The following is a 15,841-nucleotide window of genomic DNA, read 5'->3' on the forward strand; positions in this document are numbered from 1 at the left end:
GGAAACTAGAGATGGCAAACGTATCTGTTTACAATATAGAAGGTAAAGAAGTTGGCACAATCGACTTAAACGATGCGGTATTTGGTGTTGAAGTTAACGAACACCTCGTACACATGGCAGTTGTAAGCCAGCTTGCAAATAAACGTCAGGGAACACAGAAAGCTAAGACACGTTCTGAAGTTTCCGGAGGCGGAAGAAAACCATGGAGACAGAAAGGTACCGGTCATGCAAGACAGGGATCTACAAGAGCTCCGCAATGGACAGGCGGTGGAGTAGTATTTGCTCCGACACCGAGAGATTATTCATTCAAAATGAATAAGAAAGAGAAGAGAGCTGCTCTTAAATCTGCTCTTACAACAAAGGTAGAAGAGAAGAAATTCATCGTTGTTGATGAGATCGCATTTGACGAGATCAAGACAAAGAACTTTGCAAACGTATTAAAGAACCTGGATGTATCCAAAGCATTAGTAGTATTAGAAGACGGCAACACAAACGCTGAACTTTCAGCAAGAAACATTGCGGATGTTAAAACAGCAAAGACTAATACGATCAATGTGTACGACATCTTAAAATACAACACAGTGATCGCAACGAAAGCTGCTGTTGCTAACATCGAGGAGGTGTACGCATAATGGCTGATATTAAATATTATGATGTAATCCTTAAACCGGTAGTTACAGAGAAGAGTATGGAGCTTATGGGCGACAAGAAATACACGTTCCTTGTACACCCGCAGGCAACAAAATCTCAGGTAAAAGAAGCTGTTGAGAAGATGTTTGACGGAGCAAAAGTAAAGAACGTCAACACAATGAACTGTGACGGCAAGAAGAAGAGAGTGCGCGGGACAATGCAGTTCGGCAAGACGGCGAAGACTAAAAAAGCGGTTGTTCAGCTTACAGAAGACAGCAAAGATATCGAGATCTTTGAGGGATTATAAGAGGTAACAAGGACCTCGTTAAGTGCTCAAAGTATACGGACAGAAACCGTGATAATAAACAGTATTGAAAGGAGAAGCAATCATGGGAATCAAAACATATAACCCATATACGCCTTCCAGAAGACAGATGACTGGATCAGATTTCGCGGAAATCACGAAGACAACTCCAGAAAAATCTCTGTTAGCTCCAAAGAGCAGACAGGCAGGACGTAATAATCAAGGCAAAATTACAGTTAGACACCGCGGAGGCGGAGCTAAGAAAAAATATAGAATCATTGACTTCAAGAGAAGAAAAGACGGAATTCCGGCAACTGTTGTAGGTATCGAGTATGATCCGAACAGAACAGCCAACATCGCGCTGATCTGCTACGCAGACGGTGAGAAGGCTTACATCCTTGCACCAGAAGGGTTAAAAGCAGGCATGAAGGTCATGAACGGACCTGAAGCAGAAGTAAAGGCCGGCAACTGCCTTCCTCTTTCTGAGATCCCGGTAGGTACACAGATCCACAACATTGAGATGTACCCGGGAAAAGGCGGACAGCTTGTTCGTTCCGCAGGCAACAGCGCACAGCTGATGGCGAAAGAAGGAAAATATGCGACACTGAGACTTCCGTCAGGAGAGATGAGAATGGTACCGATCATCTGCAGAGCTTCTGTAGGCGTTGTAGGAAATGGAGACCACAACCTCATCAACATCGGTAAAGCAGGACGTAAACGCCATATGGGCTTCAGACCTACTGTACGCGGTTCTGTTATGAACCCGAATGACCATCCACACGGTGGTGGTGAAGGTAAGACTGGAATCGGACGTCCGGGTCCATGTACACCTTGGGGCAAACCAGCACTTGGTCTTAAGACGAGAAAGAAAAACAAAGCTTCTAACAAGATGATTGTAAGAAGAAGAGATGGTAAAGCGATTAAATAGTTTACAAGGAGGTTAGAACTTATGGCACGTTCAATTAAAAAAGGACCATTCGCAGACGCAAGCCTGCTCAAGAAGGTTGATGCAATGAACGCATCCGGAGATAAGTCTGTTATCAAGACTTGGTCCCGCCGTTCTACAATCTTCCCAAGCATGGTTGGACATACAATTGCCGTTCATGACGGAAGAAAACATGTACCTGTATATGTAACAGAGGATATGGTTGGACACAAGCTCGGAGAGTTTGTGGCAACGAGAACATACAGAGGACATGGAAAAGACGAAAAGAAATCTAAAGTAAGATAGTAATAACGTATTTGAAAGGAGGGTTCATCCATGGCTAAAGGACATAGATCCCAAATCAAGAGAGAAAGAAATGCTAACAAAGACACAAGACCTTCTGCAAAGTTATCTTATGCAAGAGTTTCTGTCCAGAAAGCATGTTTCGTATTAGATGCCATCAGAGGTAAGGATGTAACAACAGCACTTGGTATTTTAACTTACAATCCAAGATATGCTTCTAGTTTAATAAAGAAATTATTAGAATCTGCAATCGCAAATGCTGAGAACAACAACGGCATGAACGCTGAGAACCTTTACATTGCAGAAGCTTATGCAAACAAAGGACCAACAATGAAGAGAATCAGACCTAGAGCGCAGGGAAGGGCTTACAGAATCGAGAAACGTATGAGCCACATCACACTTGTGCTTGATGAAAGATAAGGAGGGCAGACATGGGACAGAAAGTTAATCCTCATGGTTTAAGAGTCGGCGTTATTAAAGATTGGGATTCTAAGTGGTACGCAGAAAAAGAGTTCGCCGATTACCTTGTGGAAGACCATGATATCAGAACGTATCTTAAAAAGAGATTATACAGCGCAGGAATCTCCGATATTGAAATCGAGAGAGCATCCGACCGCGTTAAAATTATCATTTATACAGCTAAGCCAGGTGTCGTGATCGGTAAAGGCGGAGTTGAGATAGAAAAAGTAAAAGGTGAGCTTAAGAGGTTCACAGACAAGAAATTAGTCGTAGACATCAAAGAGATCAAAAGACCGGACAAAGACGCTCAGTTAGTAGCTGAGAACATTGCGCAGCAGCTGGAGAACCGTATTTCTTTCAGACGTGCAATGAAATCCTGTATGTCCAGAACTATGAAAGCAGGAGCGCTCGGTGTTAAGACTTCTGTATCAGGAAGACTCGGCGGAGCTGATATGGCCCGTACAGAGTTCTACAGTGAAGGTACGATTCCTCTTCAGACACTGAGAGCAGACATTGATTACGGATTCGCTGAGGCAAACACGACTTACGGTAAAGTCGGTGTTAAAGTATGGATTTACAAAGGCGAAGTTCTTCCGGAAAAAGCAGCAAAGGAAGGGAGCGATAAATAATGTTAATGCCAAAAAGAGTTAAACGTCGTAAACAATTCCGTGGTTCCATGAAGGGTAAAGCGCTTCGTGGAAACAAGATCACAAACGGTGAATATGGTATCGTTGCCATGGAGCCCTGCTGGATCCGTTCCAACCAGATAGAGGCTGCCCGTATCGCCATGACACGTTACATCAAGCGTGGCGGTAAAGTATGGATCAAAATATTCCCTGATAAACCTGTAACTACGAAACCAGCTGAAACACGTATGGGTTCTGGTAAAGGAACCTTAGAATACTGGGTAGCGGTTGTTAAGCCGGGACGCGTTATGTTTGAGATCGCAGGCGTGTCTGAAGAAGTGGCCAGAGAAGCTCTTCGTCTGGCGACTCACAAGCTGCCATGTAAATGTAAAGTAGTTTCTCGCGCAGACTTAGAAGGCGGTGATAACAGTGAAAATTAATGCATTTGTAGAAGATTTAAAAACAAAATCAGCTGCAGAGCTGAACGAAGAATTAGTAGCTGCTAAGAAGGAACTTTTTAACTTAAGATTCCAGAACGCAACAAATCAGTTAGACAACACAAGCAGAATTAAAGAAGTAAGAAGAAACATTGCCAGAATTCAGACAGTAATCACTGAAAAGGCAAATGCTGCGGAATAATCCGGAAAGGAGCATAAACTGTGGAAAGAAATCTTAGAAAAACCCGCGTGGGCAAGGTTGTTAGCAATAAAATGGATAAGACCATAGTAGTTGCGGTTGAAGATCATGTAAAACATCCGCTTTACAAGAAGATCGTAAAGAGAACATATAAATTGAAAGCACATGATGAAGCAAACGAATGCAACATTGGCGACAAAGTAAAAGTTATGGAAACAAGACCGCTGTCTAAAGACAAGAGATGGAGACTTGTTGAAGTTATGGAAAAAGTGAAATAGTATAAGGAGGGAAACCTGCATGATACAGCAAGAAAGCAGACTTAAAGTAGCAGACAATACAGGTGCTAAAGAGTTACTGTGCATCCGTGTGCTTGGCGGCTCAACGAGAAGATATGCAAGCATCGGCGACATAATCGTTGCGACTGTTAAAGATGCAACACCAGGCGGCGTTGTTAAAAAGGGCGATGTAGTAAAAGCTGTAGTTGTTCGTACTGTAAACAGTACTCGCCGTAAAGACGGTTCTTATATCCGTTTCGACGAAAATGCTGCTGTTATTATAAAAGATGACAAGACACCAAGAGGAACCCGTATCTTCGGGCCAGTAGCAAGAGAGCTCCGTGAGAAGCAGTTCATGAGAATTGTCTCCCTGGCTCCGGAAGTACTATAAGGAGGTGCGCGCAAGATGTCAATGAAAAAAATTAAAAAGGGCGACACTGTAAAGGTTATCGCCGGTAAAGATAAAGACAAAGAAGGTAAAGTTGTCGCCGTTAACCAGAAAGATGGTAAGGTTACCGTAGAGGGAGTCAACATGCTGACAAAGCACACGAAACCAAGTGCTTCCAATCAGAATGGTGGCATCATTCATCAGGAAGGACCTATCGATGTTTCTAACGTAATGTACGTGCACAAAGGCCAGGCCACACGTGTAGGCTTTAAGACAGAGGGCGAGAAAAAAGTACGTTACGCCAAATCAACAGGCGAAGTGATTGATTAATTTGAGGAAGGAGGTCCATGACTTTGAGTAGACTGAAAGAACAGTACCAGAACGAGATCGTCGAAGCGATGAATAAAAAGTTCGGTTATAAAAATATTATGGAAGTGCCAAAACTCGATAAAGTTGTTATCAACATGGGTGTTGGCGAAGCAAAAGACAATGCAAAGATTTTAGAGTCAGCTGTCGCTGACCTGGAGAAGATCACAGGACAGAAAGCAGTTATCTGTAAAGCGAAAAAATCTGTAGCGAACTTCAAGTTAAGAGAAGGAATGCCAATCGGATGTAAAGTTACTTTAAGAGGAGAAAAGATGTATGAGTTTGTTGACCGTCTGGTTAACCTCGCATTACCTCGTGTACGTGACTTCAGAGGTGTTAATCCGAATGCATTTGACGGCAGAGGAAACTATGCACTTGGTATCAAGGAGCAGCTTATCTTCCCGGAGATCGAATACGATAAGGTAGATAAGGTAAGAGGTATGGATATCATCTTTGTTACAACTGCCAAGACAGACGAAGAGGCGCGTGAATTGTTAACACAGTTCAACATGCCATTTACAAAATAAGGAGGTAAATTATGGCTAAGACAGCAATGAAAGTTAAACAGCAGCGTAAGCAGAAGTTCTCTACCAGAGAATACAATCGTTGCAGAATCTGCGGACGTCCGCATGCATATTTAAGAAAATATGGAATCTGCCGTGTTTGCTTCCGCGAGTTGGCATATAAAGGACAGATCCCAGGCGTAAAGAAAGCAAGCTGGTAAGAGGAAGGAGGACATTTCACATGACTATGAGTGATCCAATCGCAGATATGCTTACGAGAATCCGTAACGCGAATACTGCTAAACATGATACAGTAGATGTACCTGCATCAAAGATGAAGACTGCAATCGCAAACATCTTATTAGATGAGGGATATATTGAGAAATATGATATCGTAGAAGACGGTGTGTTCAAGACGATCCACATTACGTTAAAATACGGTGCAGACAAGAATGAAAAAGTTATCACAGGACTTAAGAGAATCTCTAAACCAGGTCTTCGTGTATACGCTAGCCAGGCTGAGCTTCCTAAAGTGTTAGGCGGACTCGGAACAGCTATCATTTCAACAAATCAGGGTGTCATCACAGACAAAGAAGCAAGAAAGCTCGGCGTAGGCGGAGAGGTACTGGCTTTTATCTGGTAGACTGAAAATAACATTAGAAACAACTGAAAACAGAGGGAGCGCAGACGCTCTTTCCGAGAATTTAAGTTAAGGAGGATTAGGTATGTCACGTATAGGAAGACTGCCAGTTGCAGTTCCGGCAGGCGTAACTGTTGAGATTGCAGAGAATAATAAAGTGACTGTAAAAGGTCCAAAGGGAACACTTGAAAAAGAACTTCCTGCAGAGATGGAGATCAAGCAGGAAGGCGACCAGATCATCGTTACAAGACCGAACGACTTAAAGAAGATGAAATCTTTACACGGTCTTACAAGAACACTTGTCAACAACATGGTTGTTGGTGTGACGGACGGATACCAGAAGGTTCTGGAAGTTAACGGTGTTGGATACAGAGCGGCAAAATCAGGAAACAAATTGACATTGAGTCTTGGGTATTCTCATCCGGTAGAGATGACAGATCCGGAAGGCGTTGAAACAGTGATGGAAGGCCAGAACAAGATCATCGTCAAGGGTATCGATAAAGAAAAAGTAGGCCAATACGCAGCTGAGATCAGAGACAAGAGAAGACCGGAGCCATACAAGGGCAAAGGTATCAAGTATGCTGATGAAGTTATCAGACGTAAAGTTGGTAAGACTGGTAAGAAATAAATAAGGAGAGTGTGAAAATGGTTAGCAAAAAGTCAAGAAGCAAAGTTCGTGTTAATAAACACAGAAAATTACGTAACCGTTTCAGCGGTACGTCTGAATGCCCGCGTTTAGCCGTGTTCAGAAGCAATAATCATATGTATGCTCAGATTATTGACGATACAGTTGGCAGCACTCTGGTTGCAGCTTCCACTCTTCAGAAAGATGTGAAAGCAAACTTGGAAAAGACCAACGACGTAAAAGCAGCAGCATATTTAGGAAAAGTAATTGCAGAAAAAGCAATCGAAAAAGGTATTAAAGATGTTGTCTTTGACCGAGGCGGCTTTATATACCAGGGAAAAGTTCAGGCATTAGCAGACGCAGCTAGAGAAGCTGGGTTGAATTTCTAGAAGGAGGAGCACACATGAAACAAGTACGAATTGATGCTGGTCAATTAGAATTAAATGAAAAAGTGGTATCAATTAAACGTGTTACCAAGGTTGTTAAGGGTGGTCGTAACTTCAGATTCACAGCTTTAGTAGTTGTAGGCGACGGAAACGGCCATGTTGGTGCAGGTTTAGGAAAAGCGACTGAAATTCCTGAAGCGATCCGCAAAGGAAAAGAAGACGCAGCAAAAAATCTTATTACTGTAGCATTAGATGAGAACGATAGTATTACACATGATTTTATCGGTAAATTCGGAGGAGCTTCCGTGTTACTTAAGAAGGCTCCGGATGGTACTGGAGTTATCGCCGGAGGCCCGGCGCGTGCTGTGATCGAGATGGCGGGAATCAAAAATATCCGTACAAAATCTCTCGGTTCTAACAACAAGCAGAACGTAGTTCTTGCTACGATCGACGGATTACGCCAGTTAAAGACTCCGGAAGAAGTAGCTAAGCTTCGCGGTAAATCTGTAGAAGAGATCTTAGGCTAAGGAGGTAGATCATAATGGCAAATTTAAAAGTCACATTAGTAAAATCTACAATTGGTGCTGTACCAAAGCATAAGAAAACTGTTGAAGCTTTAGGACTTAAGAAGTTAAACAAGACAGTTGAACTGCCGGATAATGCAGCAACAAGAGGTATGATCAAACAGGTTTGTCACCTGGTAAAAGTTGAAGAAGTATAATATAACAATCAGATAGGAGGTGTCACAATGGACTTATCAAACTTAAGACCTGCTGACGGAGCAAAACAGAGTGATAATTTCAGAAGAGGACGTGGACACGGCTCTGGAAACGGTAAGACAGCCGGCAAGGGACATAAAGGCCAGAAAGCTCGTTCAGGAGCTACAAGACCTGGTTTTGAAGGCGGCCAGATGCCGTTATATAGAAGAATACCAAAGAGAGGTTTCACGAACAGAAACTCTAAAGATATCGTTGGTATCAATGTAAGCGCTCTTGAGGTGTTTGATAATGATGCGGTTGTTACAGTTGAAACATTACTGGAACAGGGAATCGTTAAGAACCCGAAAGACGGCGTCAAGATTCTCGGCAACGGGGAGCTGACGAAGAAGCTTACAGTACAGGCAAATGCGTTCAGTGCAGGCGCTGCAGCTAAGATTGAGGCTTTAGGTGGAAAAGCAGAGGTGATCTAATGTTAGAAACTTTCCGAAAGGCATTTCAAATAAAGGATATTCGCAAAAAAATCGGATATACATTTTTGATGTTGATCGTGATAAGAATTGGATCTGAACTGCCAACACCTGGTGTGGATCCAAGTTATATCAAAGATTTCTTTGCACAGAATACGGGGGAAGCGTTTAACTTGTTTAACGCTTTCACCGGTGGATCCTTTGAGCAGATGTCTGTATTCGCTCTTAGTATTACACCATACATTACATCTTCCATCATCATGCAGCTTCTTACGATTGCAATTCCGAAACTTGAGGAAATGCAGAAAGAAGGAGAGGACGGAAGAAAGAAGATTGTAGCGATCACACGTTACCTCACGGTAGCCCTTGCCCTTATAGAGTCCACCGCGATGGCGGTCGGTTTCGGACGGAGAGGTCTTCTTGTAGAGTATAACTTTGTAAATGCCGCAATCGTAGTTCTGACGCTGACTGCCGGCAGTGCACTTCTGATGTGGATTGGTGAAAGAATTACGGAAAAAGGAGTCGGAAATGGTATTTCTATCGTACTCGTTATAAATATTATTTCGCGTATTCCGAACGATATGTCGACACTGTTTGAACAGTTCGTCAAAGGAAAAAGCCTTGCTTCGGGAGGACTGGCAGTAGTTATCATCTTTGCGATCATCCTTGCGCTGGTTGTATTTGTAATTGTCCTTCAGGACGGCGAGAGAAGGATCGCAGTCCAGTACTCACAGAAAGTAGTCGGAAGAAAAACATTCGGCGGTCAGTCCACACACATACCGCTGAAGATAAATACCGCGGGTGTTATACCGATCATCTTCGCATCCTCACTGATGCAGTTCCCGATCGTGATCGCGTCTTTCCTCGGGAAAGACGGCGGAACGGGGATAGGCAGTGAGATCCTGCGCGGCATGAATCAGGGGAACTGGTGCAATCCGGAACACTTGAAATATTCGTGGGGATTACTCGTGTATATCATCCTGACCGTGTTCTTTGCTTATTTCTACACATCGATTACATTTAATCCGTTGGAGATAGCAAACAACATGAAGAAAAGCGGAGGATTTATCCCTGGTATCAGACCTGGGAAACCGACAGTTGAATATTTGACGAGAATATTGAATTACATTATTTTTGTCGGAGCATGCGGCCTTGTACTTATACAGATTGTTCCAATATTCTTTAACGGCTGGCTTGGAGCGAAAGTATCTTTCGGCGGTACATCGCTTATCATTATCGTCAGCGTTGTGTTGGAGACTCTGAAGCAGATAGAATCACAGATGCTTGTACGTAACTACAAGGGATTTTTAAATAATTAACACCATTTTGAACTCGCAGAATTTTTTTTCTGCGGGTTAAAATGCTATAAGGAGGAACACATATTATGAAGATTATTATGTTAGGCGCGCCGGGGGCGGGCAAAGGAACTCAGGCAAAAAAAATTGCCGCAAAATTCAGTATTCCTCACATTTCAACTGGTGATATCTTCAGAGCGAATATTAAAAATGGAACGGAACTGGGCAAAAAGGCCAAGACGTACATGGACCAGGGTCTTCTCGTGCCGGATGAACTCGTCGTAGACCTGGTGGTAGACCGCGTGAACCAGGAAGACTGCCGGGACGGTTACGTGCTGGACGGATTTCCGAGAACAATACCCCAGGCGGAGGCGCTGGACAAAGCGCTTGCAGAGCTCGGACAGAAGGTTGACTATGCCATAGACGTTGATGTTCCGGATGAGAATATCATACGCCGTATGGGCGGCCGCCGTGCCTGTGTCACATGCGGCGCCACCTATCATCTCGAGTATGCGCCGACAGAGAAAGACGGCATCTGTGACACGTGCGGGGGCGGATTGATCCTGCGGGATGACGACAAGCCGGAGACGGTAAAGAAGCGGCTTTCCGTGTACCATGAACAGACACAGCCTCTGATAGATTACTATACTAATGCCGGTATATTAAAGACAGTTGACGGAACAGCTGACATTGAAGATGTATTCCGTGCGATCGTAGAAATCTTAGGAGCGTAGGACGTATGCCAATCAGTATAAAATCAGGCAGAGAAATTGAATTAATGACAGAAGCCGGACGGATTCTTGAGATCGTTCACAACGAGCTTGCCAAAGAATTACATCCGGGCATGAGCACCAAGGACATAGATGTACTGGGGGAGGAAGTGATCCGCAGTTACGGCTGTATCCCTTCCTTCCTGAATTACAACGGCTATCCGGCGTCTGTCTGTGTATCCGTCAATGAGGAGGTCGTTCACGGCATACCGGACAGTCACCGTATATTGAAGGACGGTGATATTGTAAGTCTCGATGCGGGGGTCATATATAAAGGATATCATTCCGATGCCGCGAGGACACACGGCATCGGGGAACTGAGCAAAGAGGCCGAAAAACTGGTAGAAGTTACCAGAGAAAGCTTCTTTGAAGGTATAAAGTACGCAAAAGAAGGCAATTATCTATTTGAAATTTCGGCGGCGATCGGAAGATATGCGGAGAGCTTCGGTTATGGGGTGGTGCGTGACTTGTGCGGCCACGGGATCGGAACGAATCTGCATGAAGCTCCGGAGATACCGAATTATGAGATGAACAGAAAAGGCGTAAAGCTCAAAGCGGGTATGACACTTGCGATAGAGCCGATGATCAATGCGGGCACATGGGAAGTCGACTGGCTTGATGATGACTGGACTGTGGTGTCGCGGGACGGCTCTTTATCTGCTCATTATGAGAATACGGTATTGATAACAGACGATGAACCGAAACTTTTGACCTTATCGAAGTGATTTAAGTAAAGAGGACAGTAGATATGGAAGAAGTAAAGACAGGAATGCTTGCAAAATCTAAGGCGGGTCATGATAAAGGGCAGGTTTATGTTATAGTGGACACCGATGATGCATATGTATATTTAGCAGACGGTAAAATTAGAACTCTTGGCAGGCTGAAAAAGAAGAAAAAAAAGCATGTACAGCCGATCCTGAGAGAATTCGATATGACAGCAGCAGATGATGCAGCGATAAAACAGATACTTAAAAATTTTAATAAGGAAAAAAAGAATCAGGAGGATTTATAATATGTCAAAAGCTGACGTAATTGAGATTGAAGGAAAAGTAGTAGAGAAATTGCCTAACGCAATGTTTCAGGTGGAGCTGGAAAACGGTCACCAGGTGCTTGCGCATATCAGCGGAAAGCTGCGCATGAACTTTATCAAGATACTGCCGGGAGACAAGGTAACACTGGAGTTATCCCCGTACGATCTTTCAAAAGGAAGGATCATCTGGAGAGATAAATAATATTCAAATATCTATTGACTTTGTTTGACAGACGGTGCTATAATATATAAGCGTGTTTCTGGGCAAATACTGGAAACGCGCGCGGAAAACGTAGGCAGAGCAATGGATGAAAGGAGGATTTGACGTGAAGGTTAGATCATCAGTAAAACCAATTTGCGAAAAATGCAAAGTTATCAAGAGAAAAGGAAGTGTTCGCATTATCTGCGAGAATCCAAAGCATAAACAGCGTCAGGGATAATCCCGTTGAAGTCAATATGTAGTTTATGCAGACTAAAATAGGCGGCTGATAGTAGACACACCAGGCAGTGTGTAGACTATTTAAAATATACTGGGAAACACCATAGCCGGTGAATATCCTCGTATATTGCTTATAATACCGGCCCGTCATCACGGTAAATCCGGTGGCCGGAAAGGGCGCGCATACCGACACGCCTGGGAGACCAACCTCTCCCCAGTTAGAGACAATATGAAACCAATTGAGACGTGCAAAGGATTCAGAACTGGCTTTTTCAAGCTTGCTTGATAAAAGACAGGTTGTGAAGACTTTATAGGGCGATAGCCCGCAGCGAGATGGAGCAAAGCGGAATCGAGCTGGCACGGCGTACCCATGTCGAAAGGACACGGCAAAAGCCGGGCAAAGATAAGCGAAGCGAAATCAAGCCGGCACAGCGTTCCGCGCCGAAAAGACGCGGCAAAAGCCGGGCAGGACAGCACGTCAGAACAACAAAAAAAGAAAATGGAGGAAATTCACATGGCTCGTATAGCAGGTGTAGACTTACCAAGAGACAAACGTGTAGAGATCGGACTTACTTATATTTATGGGATCGGAAGGACGAGTGCGACACGTATTCTCAGCGAGGCAGGCGTTAGCCCTGACATTCGCTGCAGAGACCTTACAGACGAAGACGTAAAGAAGATCAGTGCTGTAATCGATGAAACTCAGACAGTAGAAGGTGATCTCAGAAGAGAGATCGCTCTGAACATAAAGAGATTACAGGAGATCGGATGCTACAGAGGTATCCGTCACAGAAAAGGACTTCCGGTGCGCGGTCAGAAGACAAAGACAAACGCGAGAACGAGAAAAGGTCCTAAGAGAACAGTAGCAAACAAGAAGAAATAAGCAACACATTAATGAATAAAAAGGAAAGTGTAGGTTAGTTTTATTATGGCAAAGAAAGTTACAAAGAAAGTGACAAAGAAACGTGTCAAGAAAAACGTTGAACGCGGACAAGCACACATCCAGTCATCTTTTAACAATACAATTGTTACATTGACAGATGCACAGGGTAATGCTCTTTCATGGGCAAGTGCAGGCGGTCTGGGATTTAGAGGTTCAAGGAAATCTACTCCTTATGCAGCTCAGATGGCAGCTGAGACAGCGGCTAAAGCAGCATTGGTACATGGTTTAAAATCAGTAGACGTTATGGTTAAGGGACCAGGTTCAGGGAGAGAAGCAGCGATCCGTGCGCTTCAGGCATGCGGCATCGACGTAACAAGCATCAAGGACGTGACTCCGGTACCACACAATGGCTGCCGCCCGCCGAAGCGCAGAAGAGTCTAGTAAGCGGCCGCGAAGTGGAAGTTTACATTTAAGCAAGCAGTGACGCGGATCGTGCATATCCGCTGGAATAATTAGGAGGAAATCGTAGATATGGCAGTTAACAGAGTTCCGGTTCTTAAAAGATGTCGTTCACTTGGTATGGACCCGATCTATTTAGGAATTGATAAAAAATCCAACAGACAGTTAAAAAGATCTAACAGAAAGATGAGCGAGTATGGTCTCCAGTTACGTGAGAAGCAGAAAGCGAAATTTATCTATGGCGTATTAGAAAAACCTTTCAGAAACTATTACACAAAGGCAAAACAGATGAGCGGAATGACAGGTGAGAATCTTATGATTCTTCTTGAGTCAAGACTTGACAATGTCGTATTCCGTATGGGACTCGCAAGAACAAGACGCGAGGCAAGACAGATCGTTGACCACAAACATGTGATGGTAAACGGAAAACAGATCAACATTCCTTCTTACATTGTAAAAGCAGGCGATGTTGTTGAGATCAAAGAAAAACACAAAAGCTCTCCGAGATACAAAGGGATCCTGGAAGTTACAGGAGGACGTTTGGTTCCGGACTGGTTAGAGGTAGATACTGAAAACCTGAAAGGAACTGTTAAGGAACTTCCTGCACGTGATGCAATCGATGTTCCTGTTGACGAAATGTTGATCGTCGAATTATATTCTAAATAATAACCCGTAACACCACAGGAGGTGGACTTAGTGTTTGATTTTAATAAACCGAATATTGAAATAACTGAGATTTCAGAAGATAAAAAGTATGGAAGATTTGTTGTGGAACCTCTGGAAAGAGGATATGGTACAACTTTGGGTAACTCTCTTCGGAGAATCATGCTTTCATCTCTGCCGGGGTCAGCGATCAGTCAGGTGAAAATCGACGGTGTGCTGCACGAATTCAGTTCAATTCCGGGCGTGAAAGAAGATGTTACCGAAATCGTCATGAATTTGAAATCACTGGCTATCAAAAATACGTCTGAGACAGATGAGCCGAAGACAGCCTACATTGAATTTGAAGGTGAAGGCGTTGTCACAGCAGCGGATATCCAGGTAGACCAGGATATTGAGATCATGAATCCTGAAACAGTTATTGCGACACTGAATGGCGGGGCAGACAGCAAATTATACATGGAGCTTACCATCACAAAGGGCAGGGGATATGTAAGTGCTGACAAGAATAAAAACGACGAGTTACCAATCGCAGTAATTCCGATTGATTCTATTTACACCCCGGTGGAGCGTGTAAACCTTACTGTTGAGAACACACGTGTTGGTCAGATCACAGACTTTGACAAATTGACATTAGATGTATATACCAACGGAACTTTGCTTCCGGACGAAGCAGTCAGCTTAGCGGCAAAGGTACTCAGCGAACAACTTAAACTCTTCATCGACCTGTCAGAAGTTGCCCAGGCAGCGGAAGTTATGATCGAAAAAGAAGACGATGAGAAGGAAAAAGTGCTGGAAATGAGTATCGACGAACTGGAGTTATCCGTTCGTTCATACAATTGCCTGAAGAGAGCCGGGATCAATACAGTTGAAGAACTGACAAACAGGACACCGGAAGATATGATGAAAGTTCGTAACCTTGGACGTAAGTCTTTGGAAGAAGTGTTGGCAAAGTTAGATGAATTAGGCTTATGTCTCAGCAGAGGCGAGGAGTAGCCCACATAATAAAATCACACTGTCAGTAAGACCAAAAGAGCATGACAGGGCATCCGGCTAGTAAGACCGAAGAAGCATAACCAGATGTTGGATAATGGAGGATTAGAAAGATGGCAAAATATAGAAAGCTTGGAAGAACATCAAGCCAGAGAAAAGCATTGATCAGAAATCAGGTAACAGCATTGCTCAACAACGGCAAGATCGTTACGACAGAAGCTAAAGCAAAAGAGATCCGCAAGGTAGCAGAAGGTCTCATTGCAATGGCGGTAAGAGAAAAAGACAACTTTGAAGAAGTAACTGTAAAGGCCAAAGTTGCCCGCAAGGACAAAGACGGCAAGAGAGTGAAAGAAGTAGTAGACGGAAAGAAAGTTACTGTTTACGATGAAGTTGAGAAGAAAGTTAAAAAGGATATGCCGGGCAGACTTCACGCAAGACGTGAGATGATGAAGGTTCTTTATCCTGTAAAAGAAGTTCCGGCTGCACAGGCAGGAAGAAAGAAAAATACAAAGGAAGTTGACCTTGTCGCAAAAATGTTCGATGAGATTGCTCCTAAGTATACAGGACGCAACGGCGGTTATACAAGAATCGTTAAGATCGGACAGCGTAAAGGTGACGCTGCGATGGAAGTTCTTCTTGAACTTGTATAAAATAAGCTGATCAATATGTGAAACAGGGTTCCGGCCCTTATGGATAATTCCATAAGGGCCGGAACCCTGTTTTTAATTAATATTTAATTTCTACGATATCCGAAATTGAACATTCTAAAATCTGGCATAATATAGCCAAAGTAGATATGGTTACATTGTCACCACGCTTTAGATGATATATAGTTCCTTTATTAAAATTATAAGTAGTTATCAGCTTATATGTTGATACATTTTTCTTTTTCATGGTCTCCCAAAGGGGAGCATATGAAAAGGTCGCAGGATTAGTCATTTTGTTAGCCCCCTTATATCTATAATAAAAATTATATTTTACTAATTAAGCATTGAATATACCTAATAAAATAGGTATAATTATCGTGAAATATAAAATTAGAATTTTTAAAAGTGGAATA

The 15,841-nt window shown here is 43.3% G+C and carries 31 protein-coding genes; 30 read left to right on the forward strand and 1 reads right to left on the reverse strand.

The features are described 5' to 3' along the window. Positions 1-11 precede the first annotated feature (11 nt). The 30 genes from rplD (at position 12) to LAJLEIBI_RS04220 (ending at position 15,431) form a co-directional block, all read left to right on the forward strand. Entirely contained in the window at positions 12-632 is a 621-nt protein-coding gene (rplD, locus tag LAJLEIBI_RS04075) for a 50S ribosomal protein L4 (protein WP_006444997.1), read from the forward strand. Then, entirely contained in the window at positions 632-937 is a 306-nt protein-coding gene (gene rplW, locus LAJLEIBI_RS04080) for a 50S ribosomal protein L23 (protein ID WP_006444998.1), read from the forward strand. The genes rplD and rplW overlap by 1 nt, the downstream gene beginning before the upstream one ends. 82 nt (positions 938-1,019) lie before the next feature. Then, positions 1,020-1,862 (forward strand): 50S ribosomal protein L2, encoded by an 843-nt coding sequence (rplB, locus tag LAJLEIBI_RS04085; protein WP_040435979.1) that lies wholly within the window; start codon positions 1,020-1,022, stop codon positions 1,860-1,862. A 21-nt stretch (positions 1,863-1,883) separates the two neighbouring features. Then, positions 1,884-2,165, forward strand: a complete 282-nt coding sequence (rpsS, locus tag LAJLEIBI_RS04090; RefSeq protein WP_004607295.1) for a 30S ribosomal protein S19 — start codon at positions 1,884-1,886, stop codon at positions 2,163-2,165. Positions 2,166-2,195: 30 nt separating this feature from the next. Next, positions 2,196-2,582 carry a 50S ribosomal protein L22 gene (gene rplV / locus LAJLEIBI_RS04095; RefSeq protein ID WP_004607294.1) on the forward strand — a complete coding sequence of 129 codons (387 nt, stop codon included), beginning with the start codon at positions 2,196-2,198 and terminating at the stop codon, positions 2,580-2,582. Positions 2,583-2,593: 11 nt separating this feature from the next. Beyond that, entirely contained in the window at positions 2,594-3,250 is a 657-nt protein-coding gene (gene rpsC, locus LAJLEIBI_RS04100) for a 30S ribosomal protein S3 (protein WP_006445001.1), read from the forward strand. Beyond that, positions 3,250-3,687, forward strand: a complete 438-nt coding sequence (rplP, locus tag LAJLEIBI_RS04105) for a 50S ribosomal protein L16 (RefSeq protein WP_006445002.1) — start codon at positions 3,250-3,252, stop codon at positions 3,685-3,687. The genes rpsC and rplP overlap by 1 nt, the downstream gene beginning before the upstream one ends. Next, positions 3,677-3,886, forward strand: a complete 210-nt coding sequence (rpmC, locus tag LAJLEIBI_RS04110; protein WP_006445003.1) for a 50S ribosomal protein L29 — start codon at positions 3,677-3,679, stop codon at positions 3,884-3,886. Before rplP ends, rpmC begins: the two co-directional genes overlap by 11 nt. Positions 3,887-3,906: 20 nt before the next feature. After that, positions 3,907-4,161 carry a 30S ribosomal protein S17 gene (gene rpsQ, locus LAJLEIBI_RS04115; protein WP_006445004.1) on the forward strand — a complete coding sequence of 85 codons (255 nt, stop codon included), beginning with the start codon at positions 3,907-3,909 and terminating at the stop codon, positions 4,159-4,161. 19 nt (positions 4,162-4,180) lie between these two features. After that, a complete protein-coding gene (rplN, locus tag LAJLEIBI_RS04120) occupies positions 4,181-4,549 on the forward strand; it encodes a 50S ribosomal protein L14 (protein ID WP_006445005.1) in 369 nt (122 codons plus the stop codon). 15 nt (positions 4,550-4,564) lie between these two features. Further along, entirely contained in the window at positions 4,565-4,876 is a 312-nt protein-coding gene (gene rplX, locus LAJLEIBI_RS04125) for a 50S ribosomal protein L24 (RefSeq protein WP_040435981.1), read from the forward strand. A 23-nt stretch (positions 4,877-4,899) separates the two neighbouring features. After that, a complete protein-coding gene (rplE, locus tag LAJLEIBI_RS04130; RefSeq protein ID WP_040435982.1) occupies positions 4,900-5,439 on the forward strand; it encodes a 50S ribosomal protein L5 in 540 nt (179 codons plus the stop codon). An 11-nt stretch (positions 5,440-5,450) separates the two neighbouring features. Beyond that, positions 5,451-5,636 (forward strand): type Z 30S ribosomal protein S14, encoded by a 186-nt coding sequence (locus LAJLEIBI_RS04135; RefSeq protein ID WP_006427396.1) that lies wholly within the window; start codon positions 5,451-5,453, stop codon positions 5,634-5,636. 20 nt (positions 5,637-5,656) lie between these two features. Continuing rightward, positions 5,657-6,058 carry a 30S ribosomal protein S8 gene (gene rpsH / locus LAJLEIBI_RS04140; RefSeq protein ID WP_006445008.1) on the forward strand — a complete coding sequence of 134 codons (402 nt, stop codon included), beginning with the start codon at positions 5,657-5,659 and terminating at the stop codon, positions 6,056-6,058. 82 nt (positions 6,059-6,140) lie between these two features. Beyond that, complete coding sequence (gene rplF / locus LAJLEIBI_RS04145) at positions 6,141-6,683, forward strand: 50S ribosomal protein L6 (protein ID WP_006445009.1); 543 nt, start codon at positions 6,141-6,143, stop codon at positions 6,681-6,683. Between the two features lie 17 nt (positions 6,684-6,700). Beyond that, on the forward strand, positions 6,701-7,069 hold the full coding sequence (gene rplR, locus LAJLEIBI_RS04150; protein WP_040435983.1) for a 50S ribosomal protein L18: 369 nt from the start codon (positions 6,701-6,703) through the stop codon (positions 7,067-7,069). Positions 7,070-7,083: 14 nt separating this feature from the next. Then, the gene (rpsE, locus tag LAJLEIBI_RS04155) at positions 7,084-7,593 is read left to right on the forward strand and encodes a 30S ribosomal protein S5 (protein ID WP_006445011.1); all 510 of its coding nucleotides are present in this window, start codon (positions 7,084-7,086) and stop codon (positions 7,591-7,593) included. 14 nt (positions 7,594-7,607) lie between these two features. Continuing rightward, the gene (rpmD, locus tag LAJLEIBI_RS04160; RefSeq protein WP_006445012.1) at positions 7,608-7,787 is read left to right on the forward strand and encodes a 50S ribosomal protein L30; all 180 of its coding nucleotides are present in this window, start codon (positions 7,608-7,610) and stop codon (positions 7,785-7,787) included. Positions 7,788-7,814: 27 nt separating this feature from the next. Beyond that, positions 7,815-8,255: a 50S ribosomal protein L15 gene (gene rplO / locus LAJLEIBI_RS04165; RefSeq protein ID WP_006445013.1), complete on the forward strand. Its 441-nt coding sequence runs from the start codon at positions 7,815-7,817 to the stop codon at positions 8,253-8,255. Next, the gene (gene secY / locus LAJLEIBI_RS04170; RefSeq protein ID WP_006445014.1) at positions 8,255-9,571 is read left to right on the forward strand and encodes a preprotein translocase subunit SecY; all 1,317 of its coding nucleotides are present in this window, start codon (positions 8,255-8,257) and stop codon (positions 9,569-9,571) included. Before rplO ends, secY begins: the two co-directional genes overlap by 1 nt. A gap of 65 nt (positions 9,572-9,636) precedes the next feature. After that, positions 9,637-10,281, forward strand: coding sequence for an adenylate kinase (locus tag LAJLEIBI_RS04175; protein WP_006445015.1), 645 nt, complete (start codon positions 9,637-9,639; stop codon positions 10,279-10,281). Between the two features lie 5 nt (positions 10,282-10,286). Further along, positions 10,287-11,042 (forward strand): type I methionyl aminopeptidase, encoded by a 756-nt coding sequence (gene map / locus LAJLEIBI_RS04180; RefSeq protein WP_006445016.1) that lies wholly within the window; start codon positions 10,287-10,289, stop codon positions 11,040-11,042. Between the two features lie 23 nt (positions 11,043-11,065). Then, positions 11,066-11,329 (forward strand): KOW domain-containing RNA-binding protein, encoded by a 264-nt coding sequence (locus tag LAJLEIBI_RS04185; RefSeq protein ID WP_006445017.1) that lies wholly within the window; start codon positions 11,066-11,068, stop codon positions 11,327-11,329. 1 nt (position 11,330) lies between these two features. Then, positions 11,331-11,549, forward strand: a complete 219-nt coding sequence (infA, locus tag LAJLEIBI_RS04190; RefSeq protein ID WP_006445018.1) for a translation initiation factor IF-1 — start codon at positions 11,331-11,333, stop codon at positions 11,547-11,549. A gap of 124 nt (positions 11,550-11,673) precedes the next feature. Beyond that, positions 11,674-11,787, forward strand: coding sequence for a 50S ribosomal protein L36 (rpmJ, locus tag LAJLEIBI_RS04195; RefSeq protein ID WP_005339020.1), 114 nt, complete (start codon positions 11,674-11,676; stop codon positions 11,785-11,787). Positions 11,788-12,300: 513 nt separating this feature from the next. Next, on the forward strand, positions 12,301-12,669 hold the full coding sequence (gene rpsM / locus LAJLEIBI_RS04200; protein ID WP_040436058.1) for a 30S ribosomal protein S13: 369 nt from the start codon (positions 12,301-12,303) through the stop codon (positions 12,667-12,669). Positions 12,670-12,714: 45 nt separating this feature from the next. Further along, the gene (gene rpsK, locus LAJLEIBI_RS04205; RefSeq protein WP_004607272.1) at positions 12,715-13,110 is read left to right on the forward strand and encodes a 30S ribosomal protein S11; all 396 of its coding nucleotides are present in this window, start codon (positions 12,715-12,717) and stop codon (positions 13,108-13,110) included. Positions 13,111-13,200: 90 nt separating this feature from the next. Beyond that, on the forward strand, positions 13,201-13,794 hold the full coding sequence (gene rpsD / locus LAJLEIBI_RS04210; protein ID WP_040435985.1) for a 30S ribosomal protein S4: 594 nt from the start codon (positions 13,201-13,203) through the stop codon (positions 13,792-13,794). A 30-nt stretch (positions 13,795-13,824) separates the two neighbouring features. Next, positions 13,825-14,784, forward strand: a complete 960-nt coding sequence (locus LAJLEIBI_RS04215) for a DNA-directed RNA polymerase subunit alpha (protein ID WP_149301897.1) — start codon at positions 13,825-13,827, stop codon at positions 14,782-14,784. Positions 14,785-14,894: 110 nt separating this feature from the next. After that, positions 14,895-15,431, forward strand: coding sequence for a bL17 family ribosomal protein (locus LAJLEIBI_RS04220; protein ID WP_006445022.1), 537 nt, complete (start codon positions 14,895-14,897; stop codon positions 15,429-15,431). Positions 15,432-15,507: 76 nt separating this feature from the next. On the opposite strand, the gene LAJLEIBI_RS19480 is transcribed toward LAJLEIBI_RS04220, so the two are convergent. Then, complete coding sequence (locus LAJLEIBI_RS19480; RefSeq protein WP_040435988.1) at positions 15,508-15,720, reverse strand: helix-turn-helix domain-containing protein; 213 nt, start codon at positions 15,718-15,720, stop codon at positions 15,508-15,510. Positions 15,721-15,841 lie beyond the last annotated feature (121 nt).

The organism is [Clostridium] hylemonae DSM 15053, from assembly GCF_008281175.1.
GTDB classification, from domain to species: domain Bacteria; phylum Bacillota; class Clostridia; order Lachnospirales; family Lachnospiraceae; genus Extibacter; species Extibacter hylemonae.

Excerpts from the sequence above, each read along its gene's own strand:
- rplD (WP_006444997.1), top strand. The coding sequence starts at position 12 with ATGGCAAACGTATCTGTTTACAATATAGAAGGTAAAGAAGTTGGCACA.
- rplW (WP_006444998.1), top strand. The coding sequence starts at position 632 with ATGGCTGATATTAAATATTATGATGTAATCCTTAAACCGGTAGTTACA.
- rplB (WP_040435979.1), top strand. The coding sequence starts at position 1,020 with ATGGGAATCAAAACATATAACCCATATACGCCTTCCAGAAGACAGATG.
- rpsS (WP_004607295.1), top strand. The coding sequence starts at position 1,884 with ATGGCACGTTCAATTAAAAAAGGACCATTCGCAGACGCAAGCCTGCTC.
- rplV (WP_004607294.1), top strand. The coding sequence starts at position 2,196 with ATGGCTAAAGGACATAGATCCCAAATCAAGAGAGAAAGAAATGCTAAC.
- rpsC (WP_006445001.1), top strand. The coding sequence starts at position 2,594 with ATGGGACAGAAAGTTAATCCTCATGGTTTAAGAGTCGGCGTTATTAAA.
- rplP (WP_006445002.1), top strand. The coding sequence starts at position 3,250 with ATGTTAATGCCAAAAAGAGTTAAACGTCGTAAACAATTCCGTGGTTCC.
- rplN (WP_006445005.1), top strand. The coding sequence starts at position 4,181 with ATGATACAGCAAGAAAGCAGACTTAAAGTAGCAGACAATACAGGTGCT.
- rplX (WP_040435981.1), top strand. The coding sequence starts at position 4,565 with ATGTCAATGAAAAAAATTAAAAAGGGCGACACTGTAAAGGTTATCGCC.
- LAJLEIBI_RS04135 (WP_006427396.1), top strand. The coding sequence starts at position 5,451 with ATGGCTAAGACAGCAATGAAAGTTAAACAGCAGCGTAAGCAGAAGTTC.
- rpsH (WP_006445008.1), top strand. The coding sequence starts at position 5,657 with ATGACTATGAGTGATCCAATCGCAGATATGCTTACGAGAATCCGTAAC.
- rplF (WP_006445009.1), top strand. The coding sequence starts at position 6,141 with ATGTCACGTATAGGAAGACTGCCAGTTGCAGTTCCGGCAGGCGTAACT.
- rplR (WP_040435983.1), top strand. The coding sequence starts at position 6,701 with ATGGTTAGCAAAAAGTCAAGAAGCAAAGTTCGTGTTAATAAACACAGA.
- rpsE (WP_006445011.1), top strand. The coding sequence starts at position 7,084 with ATGAAACAAGTACGAATTGATGCTGGTCAATTAGAATTAAATGAAAAA.
- rpmD (WP_006445012.1), top strand. The coding sequence starts at position 7,608 with ATGGCAAATTTAAAAGTCACATTAGTAAAATCTACAATTGGTGCTGTA.
- rplO (WP_006445013.1), top strand. The coding sequence starts at position 7,815 with ATGGACTTATCAAACTTAAGACCTGCTGACGGAGCAAAACAGAGTGAT.
- secY (WP_006445014.1), top strand. The coding sequence starts at position 8,255 with ATGTTAGAAACTTTCCGAAAGGCATTTCAAATAAAGGATATTCGCAAA.
- LAJLEIBI_RS04175 (WP_006445015.1), top strand. The coding sequence starts at position 9,637 with ATGAAGATTATTATGTTAGGCGCGCCGGGGGCGGGCAAAGGAACTCAG.
- map (WP_006445016.1), top strand. The coding sequence starts at position 10,287 with ATGCCAATCAGTATAAAATCAGGCAGAGAAATTGAATTAATGACAGAA.
- LAJLEIBI_RS04185 (WP_006445017.1), top strand. The coding sequence starts at position 11,066 with ATGGAAGAAGTAAAGACAGGAATGCTTGCAAAATCTAAGGCGGGTCAT.
- infA (WP_006445018.1), top strand. The coding sequence starts at position 11,331 with ATGTCAAAAGCTGACGTAATTGAGATTGAAGGAAAAGTAGTAGAGAAA.
- rpsM (WP_040436058.1), top strand. The coding sequence starts at position 12,301 with ATGGCTCGTATAGCAGGTGTAGACTTACCAAGAGACAAACGTGTAGAG.
- rpsK (WP_004607272.1), top strand. The coding sequence starts at position 12,715 with ATGGCAAAGAAAGTTACAAAGAAAGTGACAAAGAAACGTGTCAAGAAA.
- rpsD (WP_040435985.1), top strand. The coding sequence starts at position 13,201 with ATGGCAGTTAACAGAGTTCCGGTTCTTAAAAGATGTCGTTCACTTGGT.
- LAJLEIBI_RS04220 (WP_006445022.1), top strand. The coding sequence starts at position 14,895 with ATGGCAAAATATAGAAAGCTTGGAAGAACATCAAGCCAGAGAAAAGCA.
- LAJLEIBI_RS19480 (WP_040435988.1), bottom strand. The coding sequence starts at position 15,720 with ATGACTAATCCTGCGACCTTTTCATATGCTCCCCTTTGGGAGACCATG.